The following is a 24239-nucleotide window of genomic DNA, read 5'->3' as shown; positions in this document are numbered from 1 at the left end:
AAAAGAAGGAGGCTTCTCATGTTTTTCTCCCGCAAAAAGCCTGCCCGTTCTTACGACCCCGCCACCCAGCAGCCCGCACTGCGGTGCAGCATCTGCACCGGGGAGCAGGTGGCCGGTTTCATCTCCCCGGATGGCCATTTTGAGGACGTTCAGCTCATCCGCACGCCTCAGGAACTGGACGCATTCCGGGCACGGTACGGCATCCCGCCGGAATGCCCCCTGAAAAAGATCTATTAAAAGGAGTTCGCCATGCCAACTGCACCCGAAGAGATGACCCTGAAGGTCATTGCACATATCCACACGGCCTTTCCCACCAAGTTCGGCATCCCACGCCAGAGCGGCCTTGTAGAGGAGCTGCGCGGCGAGGTGGTGTTCACACCGGAATACCGCAGCGCCGACGCGGTGCGCGGGCTGGAAGATTTCAGCCACATCTGGCTGGTGTGGCAGTTTTCCGGTGCAGTGCGGGACAGCTGGTCTCCCACCGTGCGCCCGCCCCGTCTGGGCGGCAACACCCGCATGGGCGTGTTCGCCACCCGGTCGCCCTTCCGGCCCAACCCGCTGGGCCTTTCCAGTGTACGGCTGGAAGCCATCGAGCACCGGCCGGACGTGGGCCCGGTGCTCATCGTACGCGGGGCCGACCTGATGGACGGCACCCCCATCTACGACATCAAGCCCTATATCCCCTATGCCGACTGCCACCCGGACGCCGCCGAAGGCTTCACGGGGCAGACCCAGTCCCACCATCTGCAGGTAGCGTTCCCGCCGGAGCTGCTGGAACAGGTGCCGCAGTCCGACCGTGCCGCCCTGACCGGTGTGCTGGCGAACGACCCGCGCCCCTCCTACCAGCACGATCCCCAGCGGGTGTATGGCATGGAGTTCGGCCCGCTGGAAGTCCACTTCACCGTGGACGGGGAGCTTCTGACCGTGACCGGCGTCTGCCGCCGCTGAGGGGGCCTGTCTATGGAACTGCGGAACATCAACACCTTTTTGCACATTGCAGAGCTGCACAGCTTTTCCCGCACGGCCCGGCATCTGGGCTATTCCCAGTCTGCGGTGTCCTCCCAGATCGCCCAGCTGGAAGCCGAGCTGGGGGCCCCGCTGTTCGACCGGGTGGGCAAGACGGTGCGGCTTACCGATGCAGGCCAGACCTTTCTGGGCTACGCCCGCACCTTGCTTGCCACGGCCCAGCAGGCACAGGCCGCGCTGCAGCCCGCAAAGCAGATCAGCGGCAGCCTGCGCATCGCGCTGGCGGATTCAGTCTGCTCCACCTTTCTGCCCGGGCTGCTCAAGCGCTACCATGCCCTGTGCCCGCAGGTGGAGCTGGTGCTGTGCACCACCACGGCAGACGGGATGCTGCAGATGCTGGGCACCAATCAGGTCGATCTGGCCTACACGCTGGATCAGCCCCTTTTGCAGCCGAACCTCGTTCTTGCCGCCGACGTGCCAGAACCGGTGTGCTTCATCGCCCCCTCCGGCCATCCGCTGGCCGGGCAGGCAGAAGTCTCACTGGAAGAGCTGACGCAGCAGGAGTTTCTGCTCACCGAGCGGGGCATGAGCTACCGGGACGCGCTGGACCAGTGTCTTGCGGCCCGCGGACTTGCCGTGCACCCGTATCTGGAGCTGGGCAGCGCCGCCCTGCTGTGCCAGATGGTGGAGCAGGGCATGGGGCTTTCCTTTTTGCCGGAGTACATCGTTCGTCCGGCGCTGGCCGCAGGGCACCTTGCCCGGCTGAGCGTGCCGGACTGTGCCGTGGAGATGCACCGCCAGCTGTTCTACCACCGGGACAAATGGCTCACGCCTCAGATGAAGGCTTTTATCGAGCTGGTGCTGGAAGATACACAGGCAAAATGATCTGGAACAAACGAAAAACCGCCGAAGGTTTCTTTCCTTCGGCGGTTTCTCTTATGATAGGAGGATCAAAAATGATCGTCGCTAAAATGTTTAGTTCAGGATGGTCAGCTCGGTCTCGACGTCGAACAGGTGGACCTTGTGGGGATCGAATGCAACGCGGACGGTGTCTCCGTTGCGGGCCTTGGAGGTGGGAGCCACACGAGCGGTCATCTTGTTGCCCTTGTACTCCAGATACAGGTAGATCTCAGCGCCCATCATTTCGGAGACGTCCACCTGAGTATCCAGCTGGCAGTCAGCGTGCTTTGCCATAAACTCGGGCTCGTCGTCGATGTCCTCGGGACGGATGCCCATCTTGATCTTCTTGCCGACGTAAGCATCCAGCTTGCCGTCTGCGGTCTTCTCCTTGGGCAGGGGGATCACGTCGCCGCCCAGGTCAACACCGTACAGGTCGCCCTTCTTGATCAGGGTGCCGTCCAGGAAGTTCATCTGGGGGCTGCCGATGAAGCCGGCAACGAACATGTTGCAGGGCATATCGTACAGGTTCTGCGGAGTATCGACCTGCTGGATGACGCCGTCCTTCATAACAACGATACGGTCGCCCATGGTCATAGCCTCGGTCTGGTCGTGGGTAACGTAGATGAAGGTGGTAGCCAGCTTCTTGTGCAGCTTGATGATCTCGGTACGCATGGAGGTACGCAGCTTGGCATCCAGGTTGGACAGGGGCTCGTCCAGCAGGAAGACTGCCGGGTTACGAACCATTGCACGGCCCAGAGCAACACGCTGACGCTGACCACCGGACAGAGCCTTGGGCTTGCGGTCCAGCAGGTGCTCGATCTCCAGGATCTTGGCAGCCTCGTGCACGCGCTTGTCGATCTCGTCCTTCGGGGTCTTGCGCAGCTCCAGACCGAAAGCGATGTTCTTGTAAACGGTCATGTGGGGGTACAGAGCGTAGCTCTGGAACACCATGGCGATATCACGATCCTTCGGGGGAACGTCGTTGATCAGACGGCCGCCGATGTACATTTCGCCCTTGGAGATCTCCTCCAGACCGGCGATCATACGCAGGGTGGTGGACTTGCCGCAGCCAGAGGGGCCGACGAAAATGATGAACTCCTTATCCTGGATCTCCAGGTTGAAGTCGGTAACGGACGGGGCAGTTGCGCCCGGGTAGATCTTGTAGATGTGCTGGCAGCTGATGGAAGCCATAAGCGTTATCCTCCGTTTGATATTTTGTATTTCACGCACTTGACGGCGTGTTGTTTCGTTGGTACTATAATAGCAGATAATTTTGTGATATAAAATAGCATTTTATTGATTAGAGGTGTCAGATATTGCTGTTTGACTGGAACGTTGTCGCCGCGCCCTCTTCGGTGCAGGATCTCCAGCTTTCCGCACCCCTCACCCTGTCGGGCGAAGGGCTGTGGGTCTGCCTTGTGTCCAGCGGCAAATGCACCGCCTCCGTCCCCGGGGCCGGGCCCTCGCCGGCGGGGGCCGCGCTCGATCCTGCCGCCGCAGTCGGTGCCCGCCGGACACCTGATCCTGAGCCGCGCGCCGCTGTCTCTCGTGCCGGAAAGCGCCTGTCACCTGCTCTGCGTCCAACTCACCGGACAGGCCGCTTCTCAGTTTCTCACCGGGCTGCGGGAACTGCCCTTCCTTGCCAAGGGCGGCTCCTGCCCTGCTGCCGCCGAGCTGATGGGCCGTCTGGCCGAGGAAAAATCCTCCCACAGCCGGGCGCGCAGTCAGCTGGCCTACGCGCTGCTGTGTGAGCTTTCTGACGCCGACAGCGCCGCCCCTGCCCTGCCGCCGCTGGTACAGGCCGCCATCGAGGACATCCGCGCCAACTACGCGGGCCTGTACGGTGTGGAAGAGCTGAGCGAGCGGCTGGGCGTGTCCAAGAGCCATCTGGTGCGCACCTTTACCGCTGCCATCGGGGTGCCGCCGGGCCGGTATCTGACCACCGTGCGCATCGAGGCCGCCCAGCGGCTGCTGCTCCACCGGGAATACACGCTGGACGTGGTCGCCAGCCTGTGCGGCTTTTCCGGGGCCAACTACCTGTGCCGCGTGTTCAAAAAAGAAACCGGCCAATCTCCCGCACAGTGGCGGGCAATGGCCGGTCATGCCGCGCAGTCCGGGCTTTCCCCGGAAGAATCCCTGCGCGAACAGGAGCTTTATATCTGAGAAGCTGTATCTGTTTCCTTCATGCGGGCCTCTTTGCACGCATTTTTGGCGTGATACATGGCCTCGTCGGCGCGGCGGAAGGCTTCCTTCACGCTTTCCGTGCCGGTGTCAAAGGCTTCCCACCCGATGGAAATGCTCATCACGGGCTGGTCGCTCCCGATATGTTCCTTGTGCCACGCGTCAAATTCGGCGTTCAGCTGTTCCACCCTGTCCAGATCCCGGCGCAGCACCACGCAGAACTCGTCGCCGCCCATCCGGAAGCAGCGGCCGCTGGCGCCGTACACCTCGCGCAGGCCCTGCGCCACCGTGCACAGGCATTTGTCGCCGACCGCGTGGCCGTAGGTGTCGTTGATCATCTTGAAGTGATCCACATCAAAAAACAGGATCACACCGGCACCGCGGTACCGCTTGAGGTGATCCTCAAAGCTCCACCGGTTGCCCAGCTCGGTCAGGCCATCCACCTGCTGCAAAATGTCGCCGTAGAATTTGTACAGCATAATGGCCGAGATGGCCACCACCAGCCAGATGATCTCCACATTGTTATCGTGCAGGGTCACCGCGATGCCGTTGGCCAGAAAGACCGTGACCAGCAGCACCATCACGCTGCCGCTCTGCTGGTAGCGCCGGAAGGTCTGCAGCTCCTGCACCAGATAATATACGGCGCTGAAGCAATAGAATGCAATGTACACCGCGTACAGCGGGCCGTGGTGGTAGATGTTCTGCGCATCCACATACCAGATCTGCCCCGTGAACAGGCTCACGGTCTCCAGCATCACATGGAATGCCAGCAGGCATCGGATGCCCTTCTCCCACAAAACGCGGCTGCTGAGGCTTTTGCCGCACAAAAGGCCCAGATACGGCGCACTGCACAGCTCGACATATTTTACCAGCTTATGCAGCCCGATAGATTCTGCCGGGGTGCCGTCCAGCGCATTGCCCAGCCACTCGCACAGTGCCGCCGTGCTGATGACCAGAAACAGGACCCGGGTGATATTCTTGCGCTGCTGATCCAGCGTTGTATTGAAGCTGACCGCCGCCAGCATGATCATCATGGCCAGCACCACAAAGATGGTATTGGCTGTATAATAAGGATTCATAGCAGTTCCTTCATTTCATGATTAAGCTCCTCGATCATCCGTCCTTCTGTGTATTATACCTGTTTTTTATTTCCGTTTCAAGAAAATACTGGCATATTTTTACATTATATCCGCATCCCCGTGGGGCATTCGTGCCTTATTCTGTCTTTGTTCGCCGCAGCAGCAGGAACAGGGTCAGCAGGGCCGTCAGCAGCTCCGACACCGGGAACGCCGCCCATACGCCGTTCATGCCGAACAGGCGGCTCAGCACCAGCGAGCAAACCACGATGGCTGCCATGCCGCGGCAGATGGAGGTGATGGACGCCTCTGCCGGGCGGTCGGTAGCGCTCAGGTAGCCCGCCGCCACGATGTTGAACCCGGCAAAGAAGTAGCCGACAAAGTACAGCCGCATCCCCATGTGGGCAAACTGGGCCATCCGGACGGAGTTCTCGCTGTTGAATATGCCCACCAGCGCATCGGTGGCACCAAAGACCACGCTGTACAGCACAGCGGCCAACACCAGCGCTGTGCCGCTGCCGAGAAGCAGCAGCTTTCTGGCCCCCGCCCGGTCGCCTTTGCCGTAGCACTCGCTCACCAGCGGCTGTGCACCCTGTGCTACGCCGTTGAAGATGGCCGTTGCCACCAGCGCAAAGTTTGCCACCACGCCATAGGCCGCCACGGCCACATTGCCCGCCAGCCCCAGCAGCAGAAGGTTGAACACGGTGGTGGTAACGCCGGAGCTCATCTCGCCCACAAAGCCGGAAATGCCCAGCTGGCAGCTCTGCCCCAGCAGCTTCACCGAGGGCATCCGGCGCACGAACTCCACGCCGTTCTCCTTTTTAAAGAAGTGCCGGCTGCAGATGGAAATGCTGATGATGGGAGACACGGCGGTGGCCAGCGCCGCACCGGCCAGCCCCAGACCCATGGGGAACATAAAGATGTAGTCGAATACCACGTTGAACAGGCTGCTGCTCAGGGTAGCCACCATGGCAAGGGAGGGGTCGCCGTCGTTGCGCACAAAGGCCGACACGATGTAGTTGCACATGAAAAACGGCGTGAACATAAGGAAAATGCGGGCATACGGAATGCCCAGCGCCACGATTTCCGCGTCGCCGCCCATCAGCCGCAGCAGGCTGCCCGGCGCAAAAATGCCCGCCAGCAAAAACGGCACGCTGAGCGCGCAGGCGCAGAAGATGGCATTGGAAAAATACCGCTGACAGCGTTTATCGCCCTGTGCCCTGAGGATGGCGTAGCGGGTAGCCGCGCCAAGCCCGACCATGGCACCAATAGCAAAGATGAAGTTGTAGATGGGCAGGCAGAGATTGAGCAGGGTAACGCCGTCGGTGCCCGCCGCCTGCGAGATAAAATAGGTATCGGCCAGAATGTAGCACGAGGTGCCCAGCAGACCGAAAATGTTCTGCGATACATATTTGAAGAATTGCTTTGTCAGGTTCATCCAAGTTCCCTTTCATGGCATTTTTTACGCATACCGGCATATTTTAGCACACCCCAAAATGCAAGTCAACACAAAAACGCCCTGTACCGTGCAAAAAAGCATTGACAGCCCGGGCTCTGACCCTTACACTGGGAGCGGTCACAAAGCCATCCCCCGCGCCGGGGGAAGCCTTTTATTTCCAGCATCTTAATTTGGGAGGTTCTCTATGTCCGGCAGCACACTGTTTTCCATTGGCGAAGCACTCATTGATATGATCCCGTCCAGAGCAGGCTGCTCTTTTGACGAGGTGCCCTCGTTCAGCCCGCGCACTGGCGGCGCACCGGCCAATGTGTGCGCAGCCTTCGCCCGGCTGGGCGGCAAAAGCGCCTTTCTGAGCCAGCTGGGCGATGACCCCTTCGGCCATAAGATCGCCCGGGAGCTGGCAGACTGCGGCATCGACCTCTCCCATCTGGCCTTTACCGACAAGGCCAGCACAGCCCTTGCCTTTGTCAGTCTGGAAGAGGACGGCAGCCGCACCTTCAGCTTCTACCGCAAGCCCTCGGCGGACCTGCTCTATTCTCCGGAGCAGATCGACCCGGCATGGTTTGCCGATGCCTTTGCCCTGCACTTCTGCAGTGTCTCGCTGGTGGACAGTCCCATGCGCTACGCTCACCTTGCGGCCATCTCCGCCGCCCGGGAGGTCGGCAGCATCGTCAGCTTTGACCCGAACCTGCGCTTTCCCTTCTGGCCGGACCGCGACATGCTGCGCGGGACGGTGCTGCAGTTCCTGCCGCTTTCCAACATCCTCAAAATTTCGGATGAAGAGCTGGAATTTCTCACCGGCACGGCGGACATCGAAGCCGCCCTGCCGCAGCTGTTCGTGGGTGATGTGCAGCTGGTGGTCTACACCTGCGGCAGCAGCGGTGCCCACGCCTACACCCGCACCGCCCATGGCTTTGCCCCCTGCCAGAAAGTCCGGGCTGTGGACACCACCGGTGCGGGCGATGGCTTCATCGGCTCCTTTTTGTGGCAGCTGGAACGTGACGGCGTGACGCGGAACAAGCTGGAAAAGCTGAGCCGGGCCCGTCTTTGCGAGTACCTTGCCTTTTCCAACCAGTTCTGCGGCATCAGCGTGCAGCAGCACGGTGCCATCGACAGCTACCCCACCCTTGACCAGATGCAGTAAAGGATGCAAAAAGCCCTGCGTCCAGCACCGCAGGGCTTCTTTTCTATTTACAATTTGTAGTATTGCGTCTCTATATTCCAGTTTTGTGCTGTTTCCGACATCTTTTTTGCCGGTTTAAGATTTGTTTATCCTTTGTACAAGCCTTGTTCTTATTCTCTGCCCGGTTCCATGTTACCATAAGGGCAAGAACAACAAGCAGGGAGGCTTTATCCATGTCCTTTGAATTTACCCTTCTGGATGCCTTGCAGGCTCTGCGCTGTCCGGTGCTGGATGCACTGGCGGTGTTTTTCGATCAGGCCGGTGCCCACGGCGAGATCTGGATCGCCTTCACGGCGGTGCTGCTGGCGTTCCGGCGCACCCGCCGGGCCGGGCTGGCCATGGCGCTGGCGCTGGGGCTTTACATGCTGGCGGGCCACTGCGCCTTAAAGCCGCTGTTCGCACGCCCGCGCCCCTGCGACCTCCGGCCGGAGATGCTCACGCTGGTGGCCCGGCCGCATGGCTGGTCCTTCCCTTCCGGACACACGTCCTCCGCCTTTGCCGCTGCCTTTGCGCTCTGGCTGCAGAACCGCAGGCTCGGCGTCCCGGCTCTTGTGCTGGCCGGGTTCATCGGCTTCACGCGGATGTACCTGTATGTACATTTCCCCACCGACATTCTGGGCGGCGTGGCACTGGGCCTTGCAGTGGGGGCCTGCGGCTCCCTGCTGGCAGATAAGATCAGCAACAAATGGGCGAAACGCAGCGAAGTAAAACGAGCTGTATAAACCAATTTCATCTCGTTCTCGCTTTGCTTTTTGCATTCAGATGAAGTATCTCGCTTCGACCCTATCCGTGAAAAAGAGCCTCGGAAAAATCCGCAGATTTTTCCGAGGCTCAACTAATGATAATAGAGTTTCCGCTAAAACAGCCAAAGCGCACGCGGCGGCTATTCCCAATCGTTCTCTTGCATTCAGGCAAAAACAAAAGCAGCCAGCACCGTGGAAAGGAGGATAAAGCGGTGCTGGCTGCGGTATGGGAACTCCCGAACTTTGCGGTGGATCAGGAGGGATTTGGTAGTCTGTCCGCCGCCCGGGCTATTGCCTGGCATGGGACGGGGGACAGTGTTTTAATAAGGATCTGCTGGGTCGTGCCCAAAGCACCGGCCCCCGCAGAGGAAAGCCCTTGTCGGCTTTTGGGAGGTGTCTTTGCATCTCCCTGACTGCACCCTTATACTACCAGACAATCGTGGCATTTCTTTGTGGAGTTTTTGAACAATTTGCAAATAGATTTTCCGGTGTTTTCAAAGGGCCCCAGCTTACCGGGGCGGCGGGCCGGAAGTTTCTCCGAAGACCGTCCGCTGGGGTGGGACCCTGTTGCCCGAAGGGCAATAGGGCGGGCGATGGAATGGCCCGATTCGTGTCTGAGGAGAAAGCTTCCGGCACACCGCTCCTTCGCTCTTTTACTGCGCCCCGAAAAATTCCTTGGCGATGTCGGCGCTGCGTTTGGCGTCCTTGGCGTACCAGTCCGCGCCGATCTTCTCGGCATATTCCGGGGTCAGCACGGCACCGCCCACCATGATCTTGCAGTCCAAACCCGCTTCGTGCAGGGCGGCGATGGTCTCCTCCATGCTCTTGAGGGTGGTGGTCATCAGGGCGGAAAGGCCCACCAGATGCACATTCTTTTCCCGCACGGTGTTCACCACCGTCTCCACCGGAACATCACGGCCCAGATCGATCACCTCAAAGCCGTAGTTTTCCAGAATGACCTTGACGATGTTCTTGCCGATGTCGTGCACGTCGCCCTTGACGGTGGCCAGCACGATGCGGCCCTTGCTGGCGCTGCCCTCGCCCTTCTGGGCAATGACATTCTTGATCTCCTCAAAGGCACTCTGGGCCGCACTTGCGGCCTGCAGCAGCTGCGGCAGGAACAGCGTGCCCTTCTCGTACTTTGCGCCCACGATGTCCAGCGCCGGGATCAGTGCTTCGTCCACCACTTCCAGCGGCTGCTTTTCGGCCAGCAGTGCCTTGGTCTGGGCGGCAGCATCGCCCTTCAGGCCCTTTTCCACCGCCTTCATCAGGCCCGCATAAGGACCGGTAAGCTCTGCGCTCTCACCGGATGCCGAAGCCGCAGGCACCGCCTGCGCGGCCTGCCGGATGGCTGCGGATGCAGGCACACGGTCGGCATACCGCTCAATGTACTTGGTGCTCTGCGGATCGCGGTTGGTCAGCACGTTGTAAGCATACACCGCCGCCATCATCTCCTCGCTGGAAGGGTTCATGATGGCAAGGTCCAGCCCGGCGTACATGGCCATGGTGAGGAAGGTGGTGTTCAGATAGGGGCGGCAGGGCAGGCCGAAGCTGATGTTGGACACACCCAGAATGGTGCGCACACCCAGCTCCTTTTTGCAGGCTTCCAGTGCCTGCACGGTGGCCAGAACGTCCTTCTGCTGGGCGCTGGCGGTCAGGGTCAGGCAGTCGATGTAGATGTCCTCCCGTGGGATGCCTGCGGCAAGGGCCGCCTCCGTGATGCGGCGGGCAATGGCCACCCGGTCCTCGGCGGCAGGCAGGATGCCCCGCTCATCGATGGCAAGGCCCACGATGGCCGCACCGTACTTTTTGCACAGGGGCAGGATCGCGTCCAGCTTTTCCTGCTCGCCGTTGGTGGAGTTGACGATGGGCTTGCCGTTGTACACGCGCAGACCGTTTTCCAGCGCCTCCACATTGGAGGAGTCCAGCTGCAGCGGCAGGCTGGTGACGCTCTGCAGGGCCTTGACCACCTTGGGCATCAGGGCAGGCTCGTCCACCCCGGGCGCGCCCACGTTCACGTCCAGCACCTGAGCACCGGCCTCCACCTGACTGACCGCCTGCTCCAGAACGTAGTTCATATCCTCTTCCCGCAGTGCCTGCTGGAAGCGCTTTTTGCCCGTGGGGTTGATGCGCTCACCCACCACCGTGATGCCGTCCACGTTGACAAAGTCCACCGGCGTGCAGAGCACCGAGGGCATTTTGTGGGCCGGACGGCCGGGTACGCAGCCTGCAAAAACGCTGTTCAGCAGCTTGATGAACTCCGGCGTGGTGCCGCAGCAGCCGCCCGCCGCAAACAGATGCAGCTCCCGGTAGGGCTTCATTTCCATGGCGAAGAGCTGCGGGGTGATATCGTAGCCGCTGCCGTCGGCCCGGGGCAGGCCCGCATTGGGCTTGACGAACACCGGGAAATCGCCGGGTACAGCCTCCGCCAGACGCTTTGCCATGGGGAAGATCTCCTTGGGGCCCAGCGAGCAGTTGATGCCCACCGCGTTGGCACCCAGACCGCGGGCGGTCACGCCGAAGCTTTCCACCGTGCAGCCCGTAAAGGTGCGCCCGCCGGCTTCAAAGCTCATGCTGGCCAGAATGGGCAGGGTGCTGTTTTCCTTTGCGGCCAGCAGAGCGGCTTTCAGCTCGTAAAGGTCGGTAAAGGTCTCGAAGAAAATAAGGTCGGCCCCGGCGGCAGCGCCTGCCCGGACGATGCGGGCGTATTCACTCACCGCATCCTCAAAGGCCAGCGTCCCGCTTGGTTCCAGCAGCTCGCCCAGCGGGCCCACGTCCAGCGCGGTCAGGGCACCGTAGGGCGCACAGGCGCGCTTGCAGTTGGCGATGCCCGCCGCAATGATCTCTTCCAGACTGTAGGCGCTGCCCGCCAGCTTGTGGGCCGATGCGCCAAAGGTGTTGGCGTTGACAATGCGGCTGCCCGCAGCGGCATATTTTGCATGGATGCTCTCGATCAGCTCCGGGTTGGTGATGTTCAGTTCCTCCGGCTTTGCACCCAGCTTCAGGCCCGAAGCCTGCAGCATGGTGCCCATGCCGCCATCCAGCAGGACGGTATTGCTCTGTTTGAAAAGTTCACTCGCTTGCACAGGTCTTTCCCCTCTTTCTGTATTCGCAGCGGGTGCGCAGCACGCAGTGGCCGCACCCGGCCAGTTTTCCCTTTACCGGGTGGCCGCTGACCCCCAGAATGGCCGTCACGCTCTTGCGCGGGGTCATCAGATTGGTGTCGGTGACGCACAGGCCTGCACGGCGCACCGTGTCCAGCGCGTTTGCCACCAGCGGCTGTACCGCGATATCCCAGTCACCGTAGCCGGGCGAAAACCGCCCGGTGAGATACTTTCCCTCTTTTGCGGCCCACTGGCGCAGCTCCGCTTCTGCCGCGTCTGCGGCCTGCTCAGCCAGCGCGCTGCCCAGCGCGTCGGAGGCTACGCCCGCCGCAATATCGCCCACACCGGCGCGGCGGATCTGTGCATCCACGCCGGGGCCCAGCGTCACAGCCAGCAGCACCGCCTGCGGACATCCTTCCAGATGGCGCATCACGTCCCCACCCCGCAGGATGCCTGCTTCGGCAAGGGCAGCCGTGTCCGCTTCCAGCCAGACCGCCCGGGGCGTTGCCGCCGCCAGCAGCGGCAGGGCGCATGTTTCCAGCAGCGCCATGGTTTTTTCGTCCGGCTCACCGCGGGCACCAAAATACCGTGCGGCCTGTGCTGTATCAATGGCTGCCGGTTTTGCCAGCGGCAGCGGCCTTGGAGCACCGATCATCCACCGCACCTCCCTGCTTTTTTAAAATAAAGTGGTCTTAAGTATACCGCACCTGTGGGATTTTCGCAATCCCGCACAGAGAAAGAAAGCGATTTAAACCGACCTCCGCTGCGTTCTGACTCTCTTCAAACGGGCAAACACGCATCCGGCAGCTTTTCTGCTTTCCGGTTTTGTTCTTTTTTTATTTACAAACAGTACCTTGACACCGAAATATCCTTTTTGTAATCTGGAAGAGTATTCTGAATGTAAGTGAATGCCGTCCCGAATCAATACGGTTTTTTCGGGCAGGACGGCAGGAAGTTTCCTGATGGCCTGCCAAGTGAGCGCAAACTGACGGCAATGGGAAAGGAGCAACACACCTATGGATCATCTGCAGAACGTGATGGGATATTTCGACCAGCAGCAGCCGCTGTGTGCCGAGCATGACCGCATCGCCAAAGATCTCTACCGGGAATTTGGCGTCAAGGCGGGCCTGCGCGACGAAAACGGCAAGGGCGTGCTGGCGGGTCTGACGAATATTTCCGATATCCGCGCCTTTCAGTATGTGAACGGCGTAAAAAAGCCGGCGGACGGCCAGCTGCTTTACCGCGGCTATGATGTCAAGGACCTGATCCGGGGATCGTCCGGCAGCCGTTTCGCCTTTGAAGAGGCGGCCTATCTGCTGCTGTTCGGTGAACTGCCCACGCAGGAAAAGCTGGATGAGTTCTGCCGGGTGCTGGGCGAGTGCCGCACCATGCCCACAAACTTTACCCGGGATGTCATCATGAAGGCCCCCAGCCATGATATCATGAACTCCATGGCCCGCAGCGTGCTCACGCTGGCCTCCTACGACCCCATGGCCAACGATCTGGATATCTCCAATGTGCTGCGCCAGAGCATCCAGCTGACGGGCATTTTCCCCATGCTGGCCGTGTATGGCTACCACGCCTACAACCACTACGAAAAGGACGGAAGCATGTACATCCACCGTCCGGACCCCCAGCTTTCCACCGCAGAGAACTTCCTGCGGATGCTGCGCCCGGATATGAAGTACACCGAGCTGGAAGCGCGGGTGCTGGATGTGGCCCTGCTGCTGCATGCAGAGCACGGCGGCGGCAACAACTCCACCTTTACCACCCGTGTGGTCACATCCTCCGGCACCGATACCTACTCTGCCATGGCGGCAGCGCTGTGCTCCCTCAAGGGCCCGCGCCACGGCGGCGCCAACCTGATGGTGATGCAGATGATGCAGAACATCCGCGAAAATCTGCACGACACCGAGGACGACGAGGAACTGGAAGCCTACCTGAAAAAACTGCTGCACGGCGAGGCCTTTGACCGCAAGGGCCTGATCTACGGCATGGGCCACGCGGTCTACTCCCTCAGCGACCCCCGCGAGGTGGTGTTCAAGGGCTATGTGGAGCAGCTGGCCCACGAAAAAGGCCGGGACAAAGACCTTGCCCTCTACAACAAGATCGAGACGATGGCCCCGCAGCTGATCGCAGAAGAGCGCAAAATCTTCAAGGGCGTCAGCCCCAACGTGGACTTTTACAGCGGCTTTGTCTACGATATGCTGGGCATCCCCATGGAGCTGTACACCCCGCTGTTCGCCGTGGCACGTGTGACAGGCTGGAGCGCTCACCGCATTGAGGAGCTGCTCAGTGCCAACAAGATCATCCGCCCGGCCTACAAGAGCCTTGGCGGCGACCACGAATATATCCGCCGCAATGAACGGTAAGATGCTGCTTTTGCAAGCAGGATCGAGGACAAAAAACCGCTTTTGAAGGAGGAAACGATATGGAACTGAAACATCACCCGGAAGAATGGTTCTTTCTGCACAATTTTGATGCAGACAGGGTGTTCAATACCATCCAGCGGGCCGACTATCTGATTTTGTACTATATCAAGATGGAGGCCGACCAGCATCCGGAGCAAACGATCTATCTGGCAGATCTGGCTGCAGTGATGGGGCTGAAGATCACCGAGCTGTCCAAGGCGGTGGAAAAACTGCAGGACAAGGGCCTTGTGGCGTGGAAGACCGACCGCGAGGCGGGCCGCACCTACGTGGAGCTGTCCAGCAAGGCCGTGGAGCTGATGGCCGAAGAACGCGATTTTATGAAGCGCTGCTATGCCCGCCTGCGCACGGAGCTGGGCGACGACGAGCTGCGCCGTGCTGTGGACATCATGCAGAAGGTGACGGCTGTATTGCAGGAGGAGCGGGAGAAGAACAGCTGAACCTGTTTTGCTCTGCAATACAAAAAGCCCGCTTGACAGGCGGGCAGAAAATCACTATACTGAAAATAGAAAAGGTGCTGCCCGCAATGGTCAGCTCCCTCTGGCTAGTAAGTCAATAAGAAAATGACCGTTCACTGTTTGGAAGGCTGGGGCGGTCATTTCTTATTGTTATGGATTTCCTTGAAGATTGCCCATGTGATCTGAAATGTAATTCCGACTGTCCCGCCGATGACGACGAGCAGCTGAAGAACGTCTTCCAACTTCATGAGGCATCCCCCCTTTCGCGTTTGCGTCCGGGAGGAACAACAATAAGGCTTTCACATCCTCCCGGAAGCTTGCCGGAGGGAGCTAGACCACCTTTTATGCAGACAACACCTTAACACCGCCGAAGCGGCACTCTCAGTTTAACATACTTTTCGGCAGCAAACAAGGCCCCGCCCCTGTTCTCCACAGGAGCGGGGCCTTGCTGTTGAAAGTTTTACTTTCTGGCGATCATTTCGGTGTAGGCCAGCACCAGCGGGCCCACGCCCTTGGCGTCGTTGCAGACCACCGGCTCGCTGAAATAGTAAGCCAGAGAGCCGTCGCGGTGATCCTTGCCGCCGAGACCCGCCACCAGACAGATGCCGTCCAGCTGCAGGCTGCCGTCCGGGTTCTTGGAAAGGTATTTGTCGCAGGTGCCGTAGAAGGCCTTTTCGGCCCATGCCGCCATGCGTTTGGGCAGGTAGCCCAGACGCACGCCCTTGAGCACGGCGTAAGCGAACAGAGCGGTGCCGCTGGTCTCGAGGTAGTTGCCCTCCACACCGGGGTGGTCCATCACCTGCCAGAACATGCCGGTCTCCTCGTCCTGGAACTTGTGCACATCCTCGATGGTCTGCTTGAGCATTGCCATGATGCCGCGGTACTCATTATATAGCTGCTCGTCCATCCGCTCCAGCACGTCTACCATCGCCACCATGAACCAGCCCATGGCACGCAGCCAGAAGTTGGGGCTGCAGCCGGTGACGGGGTCGGCCCAGTACATCTGACGGCTCTCATCGTAGCCGTGGTAGTACAGGCCGGTCTTTTCGTCCCTCATGTGCTTTTTGATGTTCATGAACTGTTTGTAGCTGTCGATGCAGCCCTGCATCTTGTTGAAGCGGGTCTCGTATTCCATATAGAAGGGCTGGGCCATGTAGGTGCCGTCCAGCCACACCTGCCAGGGATAGATGTCCTTGTGCCAGAAGTTGCCCTCTTTGGTGCGGGGCTGGGTGGCCAGCTGGCTGCGGATGGTGTCAATGGCTCTGCGGTACTTCTCGTCACCAAAGATATCGTACAGGGTGAACAGGTTTTTGCCCTGATTCACGTTGTCCAGATTGTACTCCCTGGGCTCGTAGGTCTTGATGGAGCCATCCTCCTGCACGAACCAGTCGATGAAGTTCTTGGAAAAGCGCAGGTACTTCTCGTCGCCGGTGGTCTTGTACAGGCTCAGGCAGGCGGTGATCATGCAGCCGTCGATGTAGTTCCACTTGTTGGGCTTGCCGCTGCGCACCTTTTCGATGTTCCACATGGGTGCTTCGGCGCTGGAATTGGCGATCAGATAGTCCACGTAGTCGCCCAGCATGGACAGGATCTCTTCATGGGTCATGGTTTCAGTCCTCCTCAAAATGGCCGACGTTGGCAAAATGCAGGCGTTCGCCCTCGTAGCCCTCGATCTTGACGTTGTGCAGGTCGATCTCCTTGACGTTTTCGGCATAGATGGCCAGCTTCTTCACCAGCGGGCGGTTATCTGCCATGGCGGCCTGACCTTCCTTGGCGTTGGGGTCAAAGGTGATGGTGACATTCTTCATGGTAACGCGCTCAATGGGCTGCTCCGGCAGGCCGTCAAAGTAGCAGCCGGCGAACTGGGCGTCGGTGGCCACGATGTCCTCCATGGTCAGGCTGCCCAGCTTGGGGGTGTACTCGTCCACGGGCATGGCGTCGCGGCACTGCACATAGGGGCCGTGGCCGTCCGGGTCGCAGAAATAGAACATGTTGATAACGAAGGGAGCCTTGACGCCGCGCATTTCCACATTGCGGAACACCAGCCCATCGATGACGGCGGTGTTGCCGCGGCCGCGGCGGGTCTTGACCCGCAGGCCGCGGTCGGTGTGGTCCATCAGGCACTGGGTGACCACCATATCCTTGACGCCGCCGCTCATTTCGCTGCCGATGACGATGCCGCCGTGGCCCTTGTCCAACAGGCAGTTGCGGATGACGGTGTGCTCGCAGCTCTTTTTCAGCTTCATGCCAAGGAACACCTTGCTGGCCTTCATGGCGATGCAGTCGTCGCCCACATGGATGTTCACGCCGATGATGCGGATGTACTCACAGCTTTCGGGGTCGATGCCGTCGGTGTTGGGGGCGTTGTAGGGGTTGTTGATGTTGAAGTTCAGCAGGTCAAGGTGCTTGACGAAGATGGGGTGGATGGTCCAGGAGTAGCTGTTCTGCACCGTGATGCCGTGCAGGCAGACGTTCTCGCTGTCCACCATGGCCACGGCACGGGGACGCCATGCGATGCGCTTGATCTTGGGCGTCACCCACCAGTCGCCGTTCTCCGCGTCGCAGTCCAGCGTGCCCTCGCCGGTCACAACGACGTCATGCACCTGCGTGATGTTCAAAAGGCCGGCAAAGCTGCTCAGGGGGTTGCCCTCCCAGCCGGTCAGGTAGTATTCGTCCACCTCGTTCTCGCTGGGGAGCACACCGGGCAGGATGGGATAGTGGGTGCGGTCGTTGTCGCCCAGCAGCACAGCGCTCTTTTCAAGGTACAGGGTGGTGCAGCTCTTCATGAACAGGCTGCAGGTGCGGTAACGGCCCGCCGGCACATACACCGTGCCGCCCTTGGGGCAGGTGGACAGGGCAGCCTGCAGCTTGCCGGTGTTGTCCGTGGTGCCGTCGGCCACCAGACCGTAGCGGGATGCATCCACAAAGAAGGTCTCGGCCTCGGTGGTAAAGGTGCAGGTCAGGCTCTCGCCCTCAGCCTGCACGCCCACCGTGTATTCCGTGCCGGGCAGCAGGGAGAACAGGGAGAACACGTTGGTATTGCAGGCTTCGTAGACGGTCCTGCCGTTCAGGGTGACGATGAACGGATGGGCCGGACGGTAGCACAGGTCGTTTTCCAGCTCGAAAACAGCGCTGCGCGTCATGGAACGGATAAGCGACAGATTCATGAGAGAACCTCCTGATGGTTTTGTCTTGCCCAAATGCCTTGGGCATGGTATGATGAAAAAGAACCCTCTCAGTCAAACCCTTTGGGTTTGCCAGCTCCCCCGAAAGGGGGGAGCTTTTATGGAGCGGAACGGTCAAATGCATAAAACCTCGCCCTTTGGGAGAGGTGGCATCGCGCAGCGATGACGGAGAGGGTTTTCCCTCGGAAGATGATGAGAAGTGTATTATGAGATCAGAACGTGAAAAGATCACCGGCAAGGTGGCCGCTGCCACCCTGCGCCTGAATGCAAACCGCCACGAGCTGCTGCCCGACGAGGACACCTGTTATCTGCTGCTGGTGTCCGAAGGCAGCGTGATGCTGGAATCGGGCGGTCAGAGCGTACTGGTAAACCCCGGCAGCGCTGTGCTGCTGGGCCCGGGCGGCTGCAGCTTTCTGCAGACCGGCAGCGCCGTGCCCCAGATCGTGGGGTGCCATTTTCCGCTGGGGATGCTGCATGATTTGAAAAACACGGCAGGGCGGGATTTTTCGCGTCTGTTTGCGCCCGGGGAGCGCACCGTGCTGTATGCACCGGTGCAGTGGACCAGCCGGATACGCACCCTGCTGGAAATGATGAGCAGTGCAATGGATGAACAGGATTATCCCGGTCCGCTGTACCTGCTGCTGATCCTGCACTACGTGGAGCAGGAGTGCTTTGCAGAGAGCAGTGCCGTGGCACGCCCCCGCAACGAGACGGTGGAGCAGATCTGCGCCTACCTTGCGGCCAACTACCGGCAGAAGTTTTCCCTCACCGAGGTAGCGGCGCAGTTTTATCTTTCGCCCTACTACCTGAGCCGGTTGTTCCGGCGTGTGACAGGCCAGTCCATCGTGGATTACATCAACAACCGCCGCATCGAAGCGGCCCAGAAGCTGCTGGAGACCACAGAGCTATCCATCAGCTCGGTGGCAGAGCAGACCGGCTTTGCCAGCGCCGCCCATTTCCGCCGGGTATTCCGCGAGGTGATGGGCACCGGCCCGCTGCAGTACCGCAAAGGACATAAGAAATGATCATTCCGCTGCGGCGAATACATCATCAAAAACACCCCCTGTGCCATCTACGGGAACGGCACAGGGGGTGTTTGTATCAGAGATCTTATGCTTGTGCGCGGGGCTTAGCCCTTGACGGCACCGGCAGAGATACCTTCAACGAACTGGTCCTGTGCGCAGAAGAAAACGATCAGCTGCGGCAGGATGGAGATCAGCGACAGAGCAAGGATCTTGTTCCAGGCGAAACCGGTATCACCGTCCATGGACAGCTTGACGAACAGGGACATGGGATACTTGCCGGGGGTGCTGACGTAAAGCAGCGGGCCCATGAAGTCGTTGCAGCTCCACATGAACTGGAACAGTGCGCAGGACACCAGAGCGGGACCCAGCATGGGCACGATGACCTTGTACAGGGTCTGGAAGGAGGAGCAGCCGTCGATGGCGGCAGCTTCGTCCAGATCACGGGGGACATTGCGCATGAACTGCACCAGCTGGTAGACGAAGTAGGTCTCGGTGGCAAATGCGCAGTGCACCCAGATGGCCAGATAGAAGGGGCTGTCCAGCCAGCCGAACTTGTTGTACAGCAGGTACTGCGGCACGTTCAGAACGACCTGCGGCAGGAACAGGGTGGCCAGCATGATGTTGAACATCAGCTTACGGCCGGGGAAATCGAAGCGGCCAAAGCCGTAGGCAGCCACACAGGCGGAGACCACCGTGCAGATCACCTTGGGGATAACGTAGCTGTAGGTGTTCAGCATGGCCTGCAGGATGTTGATGGAACCGCCAAAGTTGTTCAGAGCGCCGCGGTAGCCATCCAGAGTGGGGTGCTTGATCCACAGGCTGATGCCTGCAAAGATCTCACTGTTGTCCTTAAAGGTAGCGCTGATCATCCACAGCAGAGGATAGATCATGATGACGCCGACCAGGATCAGGACGAAATACTTGAAGAAGGTCGCGATTTTGTTCGATGCTTTCATTCCCATACTGGTCACCTTACCTTTCGTCAGAGTAGTAGACCCACTTCTTCTGGCTGGTGAATGCAATGATCGTCAGGATGCAGACGATGATGAACATGATCCATGCCAGAGCGGATGCCATACCCATGTCATAAGACTTGAATGCGTAGTTGTAAACCAGCAGAGAGATCAGCGTGGTGGAACCACGGGGGCCGCCGTTGGTGATGATGTACGGGCCATTGAACTCCTGGAAAGCCTGGCAGATCTGAGTGACCAGGTTGTAGAAGATAATGGGGGTGATCATCGGAACGGTGATGGAGAAGAACTGACGCCACTTGCCGGCACCATCAATGGTGGCAGCCTCGTACAGGTCGGCAGGCACGCCCTTCAGAGCAGCCAGGAACAGCACCATGGCAGAACCAAACTGCCAGATGCGCAAAAAGCAGATGATCCACAGCGCGTAGCTGGGGTCAGACAGCCACTCGGGGCCCTGCACCAGACCAAAGGTGACAGCGCGCAGAACGGTGTTGAGCAGGCCGTCCACACTGAACACAGCCTTCCACAGAACGGCGATAGCAACAGAGCCGCCCAGAATGGAGGGGATGTAGTACACAGTACGGAACAGGTTGACGCATGCGATCTTGAAGTTCAGGATGTATGCGATGAACAGCGCAAAGACCAGCTTCAGCGGCACGGTGATGAAGGCGTACTTGAAGGTGATGATCAGCGCCTTGGTGATCTTGGTGGTGGTAAAGGCCGTGATGTAGTTGGCCAGACCAACGAACTTGGTGCCGCTCTCGAAGAAGTTCATATCGGTGAAGCTGTAGTACAGCGACTGACCGAAGGGAACTGCCTTAAAGACGACGAAACCGATGATCCAGGGGATCAGATAAAACAGACCCTGATATTTGTCCAGCCACTTCTGGAACGGGGTGCGCCCGATGGCGGGAGCATTGCTTTCTTTCATCTGGGAAATCCTCCTTTTTAAGGAATTTCGGAGCATGAGACGGACGAAGGGGTAACAGACTGGATACAGCTTTGTCAAGATTTTGTAATATATCCCTGACAAAAAAGGGGCATCTGCCGGTCGGGCGGCAGGTGCCCCTCGGGTTCAGTCAAAGGGTGCCCTTTTCTGTGCGTGACCGCACACAGCGGCACTCAAAAATGGAACTTAGCCGATGGTGTAGCCAACAGACTCCATGCCGTCCAGCAGGGTGTCAACAACGTCTGCGCCGGCAACGCCGTCGTAGTCAACGGTATCGAACACTTCCTGATAGATGCCGGTGCCGGAAGCCTTCAGGTCGTTGTTCTCGAACAGGGGATCCAGCTTGTTGGTGGTGAAAGCCATGACCTTGGCGTTTGCCTCAGCAACCAGATCCTTGACAGCGCCGGCAGCCTGAGCAGCAGCCAGACCAGCCTTGGAAGCAGGGATGCCGCACTCGGAACCCATGATGGAAGCGCCCTTTTCCTCGTTCAGCAGGAAGTTGATCAGGGTAGCAGCCTCGGCAACGCACTTGCTGGTCTTGGTGATGGCCAGACCCATGGAGACCTTGGAGAAGCCGCCGTTGTTGTCGCCGAACTTGATCTCTTCGCCAACGGTGAAGCCGTCCTTGTTGGCGTCATCCAGAGCGGAGGAGTACTTGGAAGCAGCGGAATCCCACTCGAAGATGCCTGCGATCTTACCGGTGATCCACTCGTTGGACTGGTGGGTAGCGGTATCGGAGTTTGCAGAGTAGTAGGTCTTCAGGTTCATCATGACGTGGCCGTCCACCAGGCTCTTGATGAAGTCGATGCCCTCAGCGATCTCGTCCTCGGTGTAGTTCAGGGTAGAGGTGACGGGGTCAGCCCAGTCCTTGCCGTACTTGGACTCGAGGTAGAAGACCATCAGGATCATACGGTCGTATGCGCCCAGGTGCATGGGGTAGTAATCGTCGCCCAGCTTCTCCTTGAATGCCTTGCCGGCAGCCATCAGATCATCCAGAGACTTGGGAACTTCGGTGATGCCAGCCTTGTTGAAGGTGGTCATGTTCCAGAAGAAGATACGGCCGGTCATGGAAACAGGCACGCACTGCTGGCTGTTTGCAACGTAGCAGGCGTCCATGGCAGCGTCATCCCACTGGGTCAGATCCAGGAACTTGGAAACGGTGTTCAGGTCCACGAACTTGCTGCCGTCGGCAGAGTAGTTGTACAGCCAGTTCCAGTTCACCTGGCACACATCCTGTGCGTTGCCTGCGATGAAGGCAGCTGCCATCTTCTCTTCCCAGCCGGACCATGCGGCAAAGGTGGGCTCGATGGTGATGTTGGTGTGCTCAGCCTGGAACTCCTTGATGGCGTTCTGGTAAGCCTCGTGACGGCTGTCGCCGCCCCACCAGCTGATGGTCATGGAAACAGGGCCGTCAGACAGTGCCAGGCTCTCGTCTGCAGAAGCAGCGGGAGCGGTGGAAGCAGCAGAGCTGGATGCAGCAGAGTTGCCGCCGCAGGCAGCCAGAAGGCCGGCAGCGCCCACAGCGCCGGTGACCTTCATGAAATCACGACGAGAAATTGCCTTGCTCATTTTCGTTCTCCTCCTAAATACAGAAAACATCATCTCGAACGGGGGTTCTGCACATACCCCGTTGTATACAATTATGATAACAAAACAACAGCCAAAAAGAAAGACGCAAATTGCAGATATCTAAACAAAAAACGTACAAATATTGCTCTTGTTTTCGCGCAAGAATTGACGCCTTCGCTGAAATGAATAAACTTGGCTCGAAAAACTGTGCAACATGTATACTTCGCTATTTTGCATAGAAAACTGGGATGCATCATAGGAGGAACGTCGAATTTTGCAATATTTTTGTAAACATTCCGTTTCAGAACGTGGAAGCGTTGCATACATTGTGGACGAACAACCGCTTAAAAAGCCCGGATGGGAGCCTTTGAACTGATATATCAATAGCGCAAAAAATGTTCACTCTGATATATCAATTGTTTGCGGCGGTCCCCCAGCACCGGTCTGCGGGCATGGAAATCGGTGTTTCTTCGCCCTTTTGGGGGGTGAAAAAGCACCGACAGCGACATATTTTGCGCTGCTGCGTGGACTGCGCCTGCAGGCCGGGGATAAAAAAGAAAGGCCGCCGTGTCGTTGGACACAGCAGCCTTGTATACAAGTTTCAGTCAGCCTGCGAAGCAGCTTTTTCGGCGTAGAACGCGCGCTTTGCCTTAAAATAGCACTGGGGGCACATGCTCACGTACTGCACATCGTTTTCCAGATCGATGGCCACCTGCTCGCCCTCAAAGACAAATCTGCCGTTCACCTTGCGGCAGTTGCAGATGGCCTTGCGGCCGCAGGTGCAGATGGTTTTCATTTCCTCGATGGTGTGGGCCAGCTCCAGCAGCCGGGTGGAGCCGGGGAAGCCCTTGAGGGAGAAATCTGCCCGCAGGCCGTAGCAGATCACCGGGATGTTCAGGTCCACCGTGACCATGAACAGCTGCTCGGCCTGCTCCGGGGTGAAGAACTGGCTCTCGTCGCACAGCACGCAGGCAAGGGCAGCGGTGCTGTTGGCCTGACGCACCGCCTCGAACACATCCGTTTCCGGCGGGATCAGCAGATCGGCCTTCCGGCGGACGCCCAGACGGCTGACCAGCTCACCACCGCCCTTGGTATCCACCTGCGGCTTGAGGATCAGCACCCGCATCCCCTGCTCCTCGTAGTTGTGGGCCACCTGCATCAGGGCGGTGCTCTTGCCGCTGTTCATCGCGCCGTAACGGAAATACAGTTTTGCCATTTGAAAAACTCTCCTTACAGAACGAACCCTCTCAGCCAAAGCCTGACGGCTTTGCCAGCTCCCCCGATAGGGGAGCTGGCGAGCGTATGCGAGACTGAGAGGGTTCGGCGGCATCTCAGGCTTTGACTGAGAGGGTTCTCTTATTACTTATAATAGGTACGTTCAGTCCTGATTGCGCAGGCGGTAGCCCAGACTCATCAGGCTGTCGCCCAGATGGACGTTCTCCACCACCACATCGGGATACGACACCGAAAGGTCATAGTGGGAGAAATTCCAGAAGCCCTCGATGCCCAGATCCACCAGACGGCCGCTGACCTGCTCCGCACCGTCCCGGGGCACACAGAGCACTGCGACCTTGGGGTGATGCTCGGCACAGAAAGACTCCAGCTCGTCGATATGGCGGATCTGGATGCCGCTGATCTCCTTGCCCACCTCGCTCTGTGCCACATCAAAGGCGGCGATCAGGCGGTAGCCGTTGGTATCGGTGGTGATAAAGCGGCTCACTGCCTTGCCCAGACGGCCGCAGCCGATCAGGATGGTGGGCAGGCGGTCGCCGTTGCCGAACAGCAGGCCTTCCAGAATGGAGAGCAGGTTTTCCACCGAGTAGCCGATGCCCTGCCGGCCATTCACATCGCCGATGCAGTTGAAGTCCTGTCGTACCTGCGAAGCAGTGGTGCCCATCTGAGCAGCCAGCTCGCGGGAGGAAATGCTGTTGATGCCGTCTTCCTGCAGAGAGCGCAGATAGCGGTAATATTTGGGAAGACGCTTGATAACGGGAAGCGAAGCCTTTGCAGGGGTGCTCATAGAATACTTTCTCCTTTCGCT

At 59.1% G+C, this 24239-nt stretch carries 21 protein-coding genes; 9 read left to right on the top strand and 12 right to left on the bottom strand.

What is annotated here, in order from left to right; all coding sequences use genetic code 11:
* Window positions 1-18 precede the first annotated feature (18 nt).
* Genes ACKXF9_RS04705 through ACKXF9_RS04695 form a run of 3 tightly spaced genes read left to right on the top strand, consistent with a single transcriptional unit; the run spans window position 19 to window position 1851 of the window.
* A complete protein-coding gene (locus ACKXF9_RS04705; RefSeq protein ID WP_339395477.1) occupies window positions 19-237 on the top strand; it encodes an aspartate dehydrogenase in 219 nt (72 codons plus the stop codon).
* A gap of 12 nt (window positions 238-249) precedes the next feature.
* Window positions 250-948 (top strand): tRNA (N6-threonylcarbamoyladenosine(37)-N6)-methyltransferase TrmO, encoded by a 699-nt coding sequence (tsaA, locus tag ACKXF9_RS04700; RefSeq protein WP_418265451.1) that lies wholly within the window; start codon window positions 250-252, stop codon window positions 946-948.
* 12 nt (window positions 949-960) lie between these two features.
* Complete coding sequence (locus tag ACKXF9_RS04695; RefSeq protein ID WP_249237997.1) at window positions 961-1851, top strand: LysR family transcriptional regulator; 891 nt, start codon at window positions 961-963, stop codon at window positions 1849-1851.
* 90 nt (window positions 1852-1941) lie between these two features.
* Here the strand turns inward: ACKXF9_RS04695 and ACKXF9_RS04690 are convergent, their stop codons facing one another.
* Window positions 1942-3057 (bottom strand): ABC transporter ATP-binding protein, encoded by a 1116-nt coding sequence (locus ACKXF9_RS04690; protein WP_418265450.1) that lies wholly within the window; start codon window positions 3055-3057, stop codon window positions 1942-1944.
* Between the two features lie 312 nt (window positions 3058-3369).
* Here ACKXF9_RS04690 and ACKXF9_RS04685 point away from each other — a divergent pair, with 312 nt between their 5' ends.
* Window positions 3370-4029, top strand: coding sequence for a helix-turn-helix domain-containing protein (locus ACKXF9_RS04685; RefSeq protein ID WP_418265449.1), 660 nt, complete (start codon window positions 3370-3372; stop codon window positions 4027-4029).
* Here the strand turns inward: ACKXF9_RS04685 and ACKXF9_RS04680 are convergent.
* Both ACKXF9_RS04680 and ACKXF9_RS04675 read right to left on the bottom strand, forming a co-directional pair.
* Window positions 4020-5126, bottom strand: coding sequence for a GGDEF domain-containing protein (locus ACKXF9_RS04680; protein WP_418265448.1), 1107 nt, complete (start codon window positions 5124-5126; stop codon window positions 4020-4022). The genes ACKXF9_RS04685 and ACKXF9_RS04680 overlap by 10 nt on opposite strands.
* A gap of 136 nt (window positions 5127-5262) precedes the next feature.
* Entirely contained in the window at window positions 5263-6561 is a 1299-nt protein-coding gene (locus ACKXF9_RS04675; protein WP_418265447.1) for an MATE family efflux transporter, read from the bottom strand.
* A 205-nt stretch (window positions 6562-6766) separates the two neighbouring features.
* Between ACKXF9_RS04675 and ACKXF9_RS04670 the strand changes: the two genes are divergently transcribed.
* Together ACKXF9_RS04670 and ACKXF9_RS04665 are read left to right on the top strand one after the other, a co-directional pair.
* Entirely contained in the window at window positions 6767-7726 is a 960-nt protein-coding gene (locus tag ACKXF9_RS04670) for a carbohydrate kinase family protein (RefSeq protein WP_418265446.1), read from the top strand.
* A 212-nt stretch (window positions 7727-7938) separates the two neighbouring features.
* Window positions 7939-8487, top strand: coding sequence for a phosphatase PAP2 family protein (locus ACKXF9_RS04665; protein WP_418265445.1), 549 nt, complete (start codon window positions 7939-7941; stop codon window positions 8485-8487).
* 674 nt (window positions 8488-9161) lie between these two features.
* Here ACKXF9_RS04665 and ACKXF9_RS04660 read toward each other — a convergent pair.
* The gene (locus ACKXF9_RS04660; protein WP_418265444.1) at window positions 9162-11594 is read right to left on the bottom strand and encodes a homocysteine S-methyltransferase family protein; all 2433 of its coding nucleotides are present in this window, start codon (window positions 11592-11594) and stop codon (window positions 9162-9164) included.
* A complete protein-coding gene (locus ACKXF9_RS04655) occupies window positions 11581-12267 on the bottom strand; it encodes a methionine synthase (protein WP_249237989.1) in 687 nt (228 codons plus the stop codon). Before ACKXF9_RS04655 ends, ACKXF9_RS04660 begins: the two co-directional genes overlap by 14 nt.
* Window positions 12268-12628: 361 nt before the next feature.
* On the opposite strand from ACKXF9_RS04655, the gene ACKXF9_RS04650 reads away from it, so the two are divergent.
* Window positions 12629-13984: a citrate/2-methylcitrate synthase gene (locus tag ACKXF9_RS04650; protein WP_418265443.1), complete on the top strand. Its 1356-nt coding sequence runs from the start codon at window positions 12629-12631 to the stop codon at window positions 13982-13984.
* Window positions 13985-14043: 59 nt separating this feature from the next.
* Window positions 14044-14481 carry a MarR family winged helix-turn-helix transcriptional regulator gene (locus ACKXF9_RS04645; protein ID WP_249237987.1) on the top strand — a complete coding sequence of 146 codons (438 nt, stop codon included), beginning with the start codon at window positions 14044-14046 and terminating at the stop codon, window positions 14479-14481.
* Between the two features lie 478 nt (window positions 14482-14959).
* On the opposite strand, the gene ACKXF9_RS04640 is transcribed toward ACKXF9_RS04645, so the two are convergent.
* Entirely contained in the window at window positions 14960-16105 is a 1146-nt protein-coding gene (locus ACKXF9_RS04640; RefSeq protein ID WP_418265442.1) for a glycoside hydrolase family 88/105 protein, read from the bottom strand.
* A gap of 4 nt (window positions 16106-16109) precedes the next feature.
* On the bottom strand, window positions 16110-17666 hold the full coding sequence (locus tag ACKXF9_RS04635) for a glycoside hydrolase family 28 protein (RefSeq protein WP_418265441.1): 1557 nt from the start codon (window positions 17664-17666) through the stop codon (window positions 16110-16112).
* 224 nt (window positions 17667-17890) lie between these two features.
* Here ACKXF9_RS04635 and ACKXF9_RS04630 point away from each other — a divergent pair, with 224 nt between their 5' ends.
* Window positions 17891-18709, top strand: coding sequence for a helix-turn-helix domain-containing protein (locus ACKXF9_RS04630; RefSeq protein ID WP_418265440.1), 819 nt, complete (start codon window positions 17891-17893; stop codon window positions 18707-18709).
* A gap of 104 nt (window positions 18710-18813) precedes the next feature.
* Here the strand turns inward: ACKXF9_RS04630 and ACKXF9_RS04625 are convergent, their stop codons facing one another.
* The 5 genes from ACKXF9_RS04625 to ACKXF9_RS04605 form a co-directional block, all read right to left on the bottom strand.
* Window positions 18814-19671, bottom strand: coding sequence for a carbohydrate ABC transporter permease (locus ACKXF9_RS04625; protein WP_005942942.1), 858 nt, complete (start codon window positions 19669-19671; stop codon window positions 18814-18816).
* A 10-nt stretch (window positions 19672-19681) separates the two neighbouring features.
* Window positions 19682-20611, bottom strand: coding sequence for a carbohydrate ABC transporter permease (locus tag ACKXF9_RS04620; RefSeq protein WP_418265439.1), 930 nt, complete (start codon window positions 20609-20611; stop codon window positions 19682-19684).
* A gap of 204 nt (window positions 20612-20815) precedes the next feature.
* Window positions 20816-22198 carry an ABC transporter substrate-binding protein gene (locus ACKXF9_RS04615; protein ID WP_339395462.1) on the bottom strand — a complete coding sequence of 461 codons (1383 nt, stop codon included), beginning with the start codon at window positions 22196-22198 and terminating at the stop codon, window positions 20816-20818.
* Window positions 22199-22799: 601 nt separating this feature from the next.
* Window positions 22800-23414 (bottom strand): thymidine kinase, encoded by a 615-nt coding sequence (locus ACKXF9_RS04610; RefSeq protein WP_249237982.1) that lies wholly within the window; start codon window positions 23412-23414, stop codon window positions 22800-22802.
* A 162-nt stretch (window positions 23415-23576) separates the two neighbouring features.
* Window positions 23577-24218, bottom strand: a complete 642-nt coding sequence (locus ACKXF9_RS04605) for a redox-sensing transcriptional repressor Rex (protein WP_339395461.1) — start codon at window positions 24216-24218, stop codon at window positions 23577-23579.
* Window positions 24219-24239: the final 21 nt, after the last annotated feature.

Source organism: Faecalibacterium sp. 9 (assembly GCF_048320955.1).
Lineage (GTDB): Bacteria > Bacillota > Clostridia > Oscillospirales > Ruminococcaceae > Faecalibacterium > Faecalibacterium wellingii.
The sequence above is the reverse complement of the archived record's forward strand: the minus strand, read 5'-3'. Positions and strand labels throughout refer to the sequence as shown.

Excerpts from the sequence above, each read along its gene's own strand:
- ACKXF9_RS04705 (WP_339395477.1), top strand. The coding sequence starts at position 19 with ATGTTTTTCTCCCGCAAAAAGCCTGCCCGTTCTTACGACCCCGCCACC.
- tsaA (WP_418265451.1), top strand. The coding sequence starts at position 250 with ATGCCAACTGCACCCGAAGAGATGACCCTGAAGGTCATTGCACATATC.
- ACKXF9_RS04695 (WP_249237997.1), top strand. The coding sequence starts at position 961 with ATGGAACTGCGGAACATCAACACCTTTTTGCACATTGCAGAGCTGCAC.
- ACKXF9_RS04690 (WP_418265450.1), bottom strand. The coding sequence starts at position 3,057 with ATGGCTTCCATCAGCTGCCAGCACATCTACAAGATCTACCCGGGCGCA.
- ACKXF9_RS04680 (WP_418265448.1), bottom strand. The coding sequence starts at position 5,126 with ATGAATCCTTATTATACAGCCAATACCATCTTTGTGGTGCTGGCCATG.
- ACKXF9_RS04675 (WP_418265447.1), bottom strand. The coding sequence starts at position 6,561 with ATGAACCTGACAAAGCAATTCTTCAAATATGTATCGCAGAACATTTTC.
- ACKXF9_RS04670 (WP_418265446.1), top strand. The coding sequence starts at position 6,767 with ATGTCCGGCAGCACACTGTTTTCCATTGGCGAAGCACTCATTGATATG.
- ACKXF9_RS04665 (WP_418265445.1), top strand. The coding sequence starts at position 7,939 with ATGTCCTTTGAATTTACCCTTCTGGATGCCTTGCAGGCTCTGCGCTGT.
- ACKXF9_RS04655 (WP_249237989.1), bottom strand. The coding sequence starts at position 12,267 with ATGATCGGTGCTCCAAGGCCGCTGCCGCTGGCAAAACCGGCAGCCATT.
- ACKXF9_RS04650 (WP_418265443.1), top strand. The coding sequence starts at position 12,629 with ATGGATCATCTGCAGAACGTGATGGGATATTTCGACCAGCAGCAGCCG.
- ACKXF9_RS04645 (WP_249237987.1), top strand. The coding sequence starts at position 14,044 with ATGGAACTGAAACATCACCCGGAAGAATGGTTCTTTCTGCACAATTTT.
- ACKXF9_RS04640 (WP_418265442.1), bottom strand. The coding sequence starts at position 16,105 with ATGACCCATGAAGAGATCCTGTCCATGCTGGGCGACTACGTGGACTAT.
- ACKXF9_RS04635 (WP_418265441.1), bottom strand. The coding sequence starts at position 17,666 with ATGAATCTGTCGCTTATCCGTTCCATGACGCGCAGCGCTGTTTTCGAG.
- ACKXF9_RS04630 (WP_418265440.1), top strand. The coding sequence starts at position 17,891 with ATGAGATCAGAACGTGAAAAGATCACCGGCAAGGTGGCCGCTGCCACC.
- ACKXF9_RS04625 (WP_005942942.1), bottom strand. The coding sequence starts at position 19,671 with ATGGGAATGAAAGCATCGAACAAAATCGCGACCTTCTTCAAGTATTTC.
- ACKXF9_RS04620 (WP_418265439.1), bottom strand. The coding sequence starts at position 20,611 with ATGAAAGAAAGCAATGCTCCCGCCATCGGGCGCACCCCGTTCCAGAAG.
- ACKXF9_RS04615 (WP_339395462.1), bottom strand. The coding sequence starts at position 22,198 with ATGAGCAAGGCAATTTCTCGTCGTGATTTCATGAAGGTCACCGGCGCT.
- ACKXF9_RS04610 (WP_249237982.1), bottom strand. The coding sequence starts at position 23,414 with ATGGCAAAACTGTATTTCCGTTACGGCGCGATGAACAGCGGCAAGAGC.
- ACKXF9_RS04605 (WP_339395461.1), bottom strand. The coding sequence starts at position 24,218 with ATGAGCACCCCTGCAAAGGCTTCGCTTCCCGTTATCAAGCGTCTTCCC.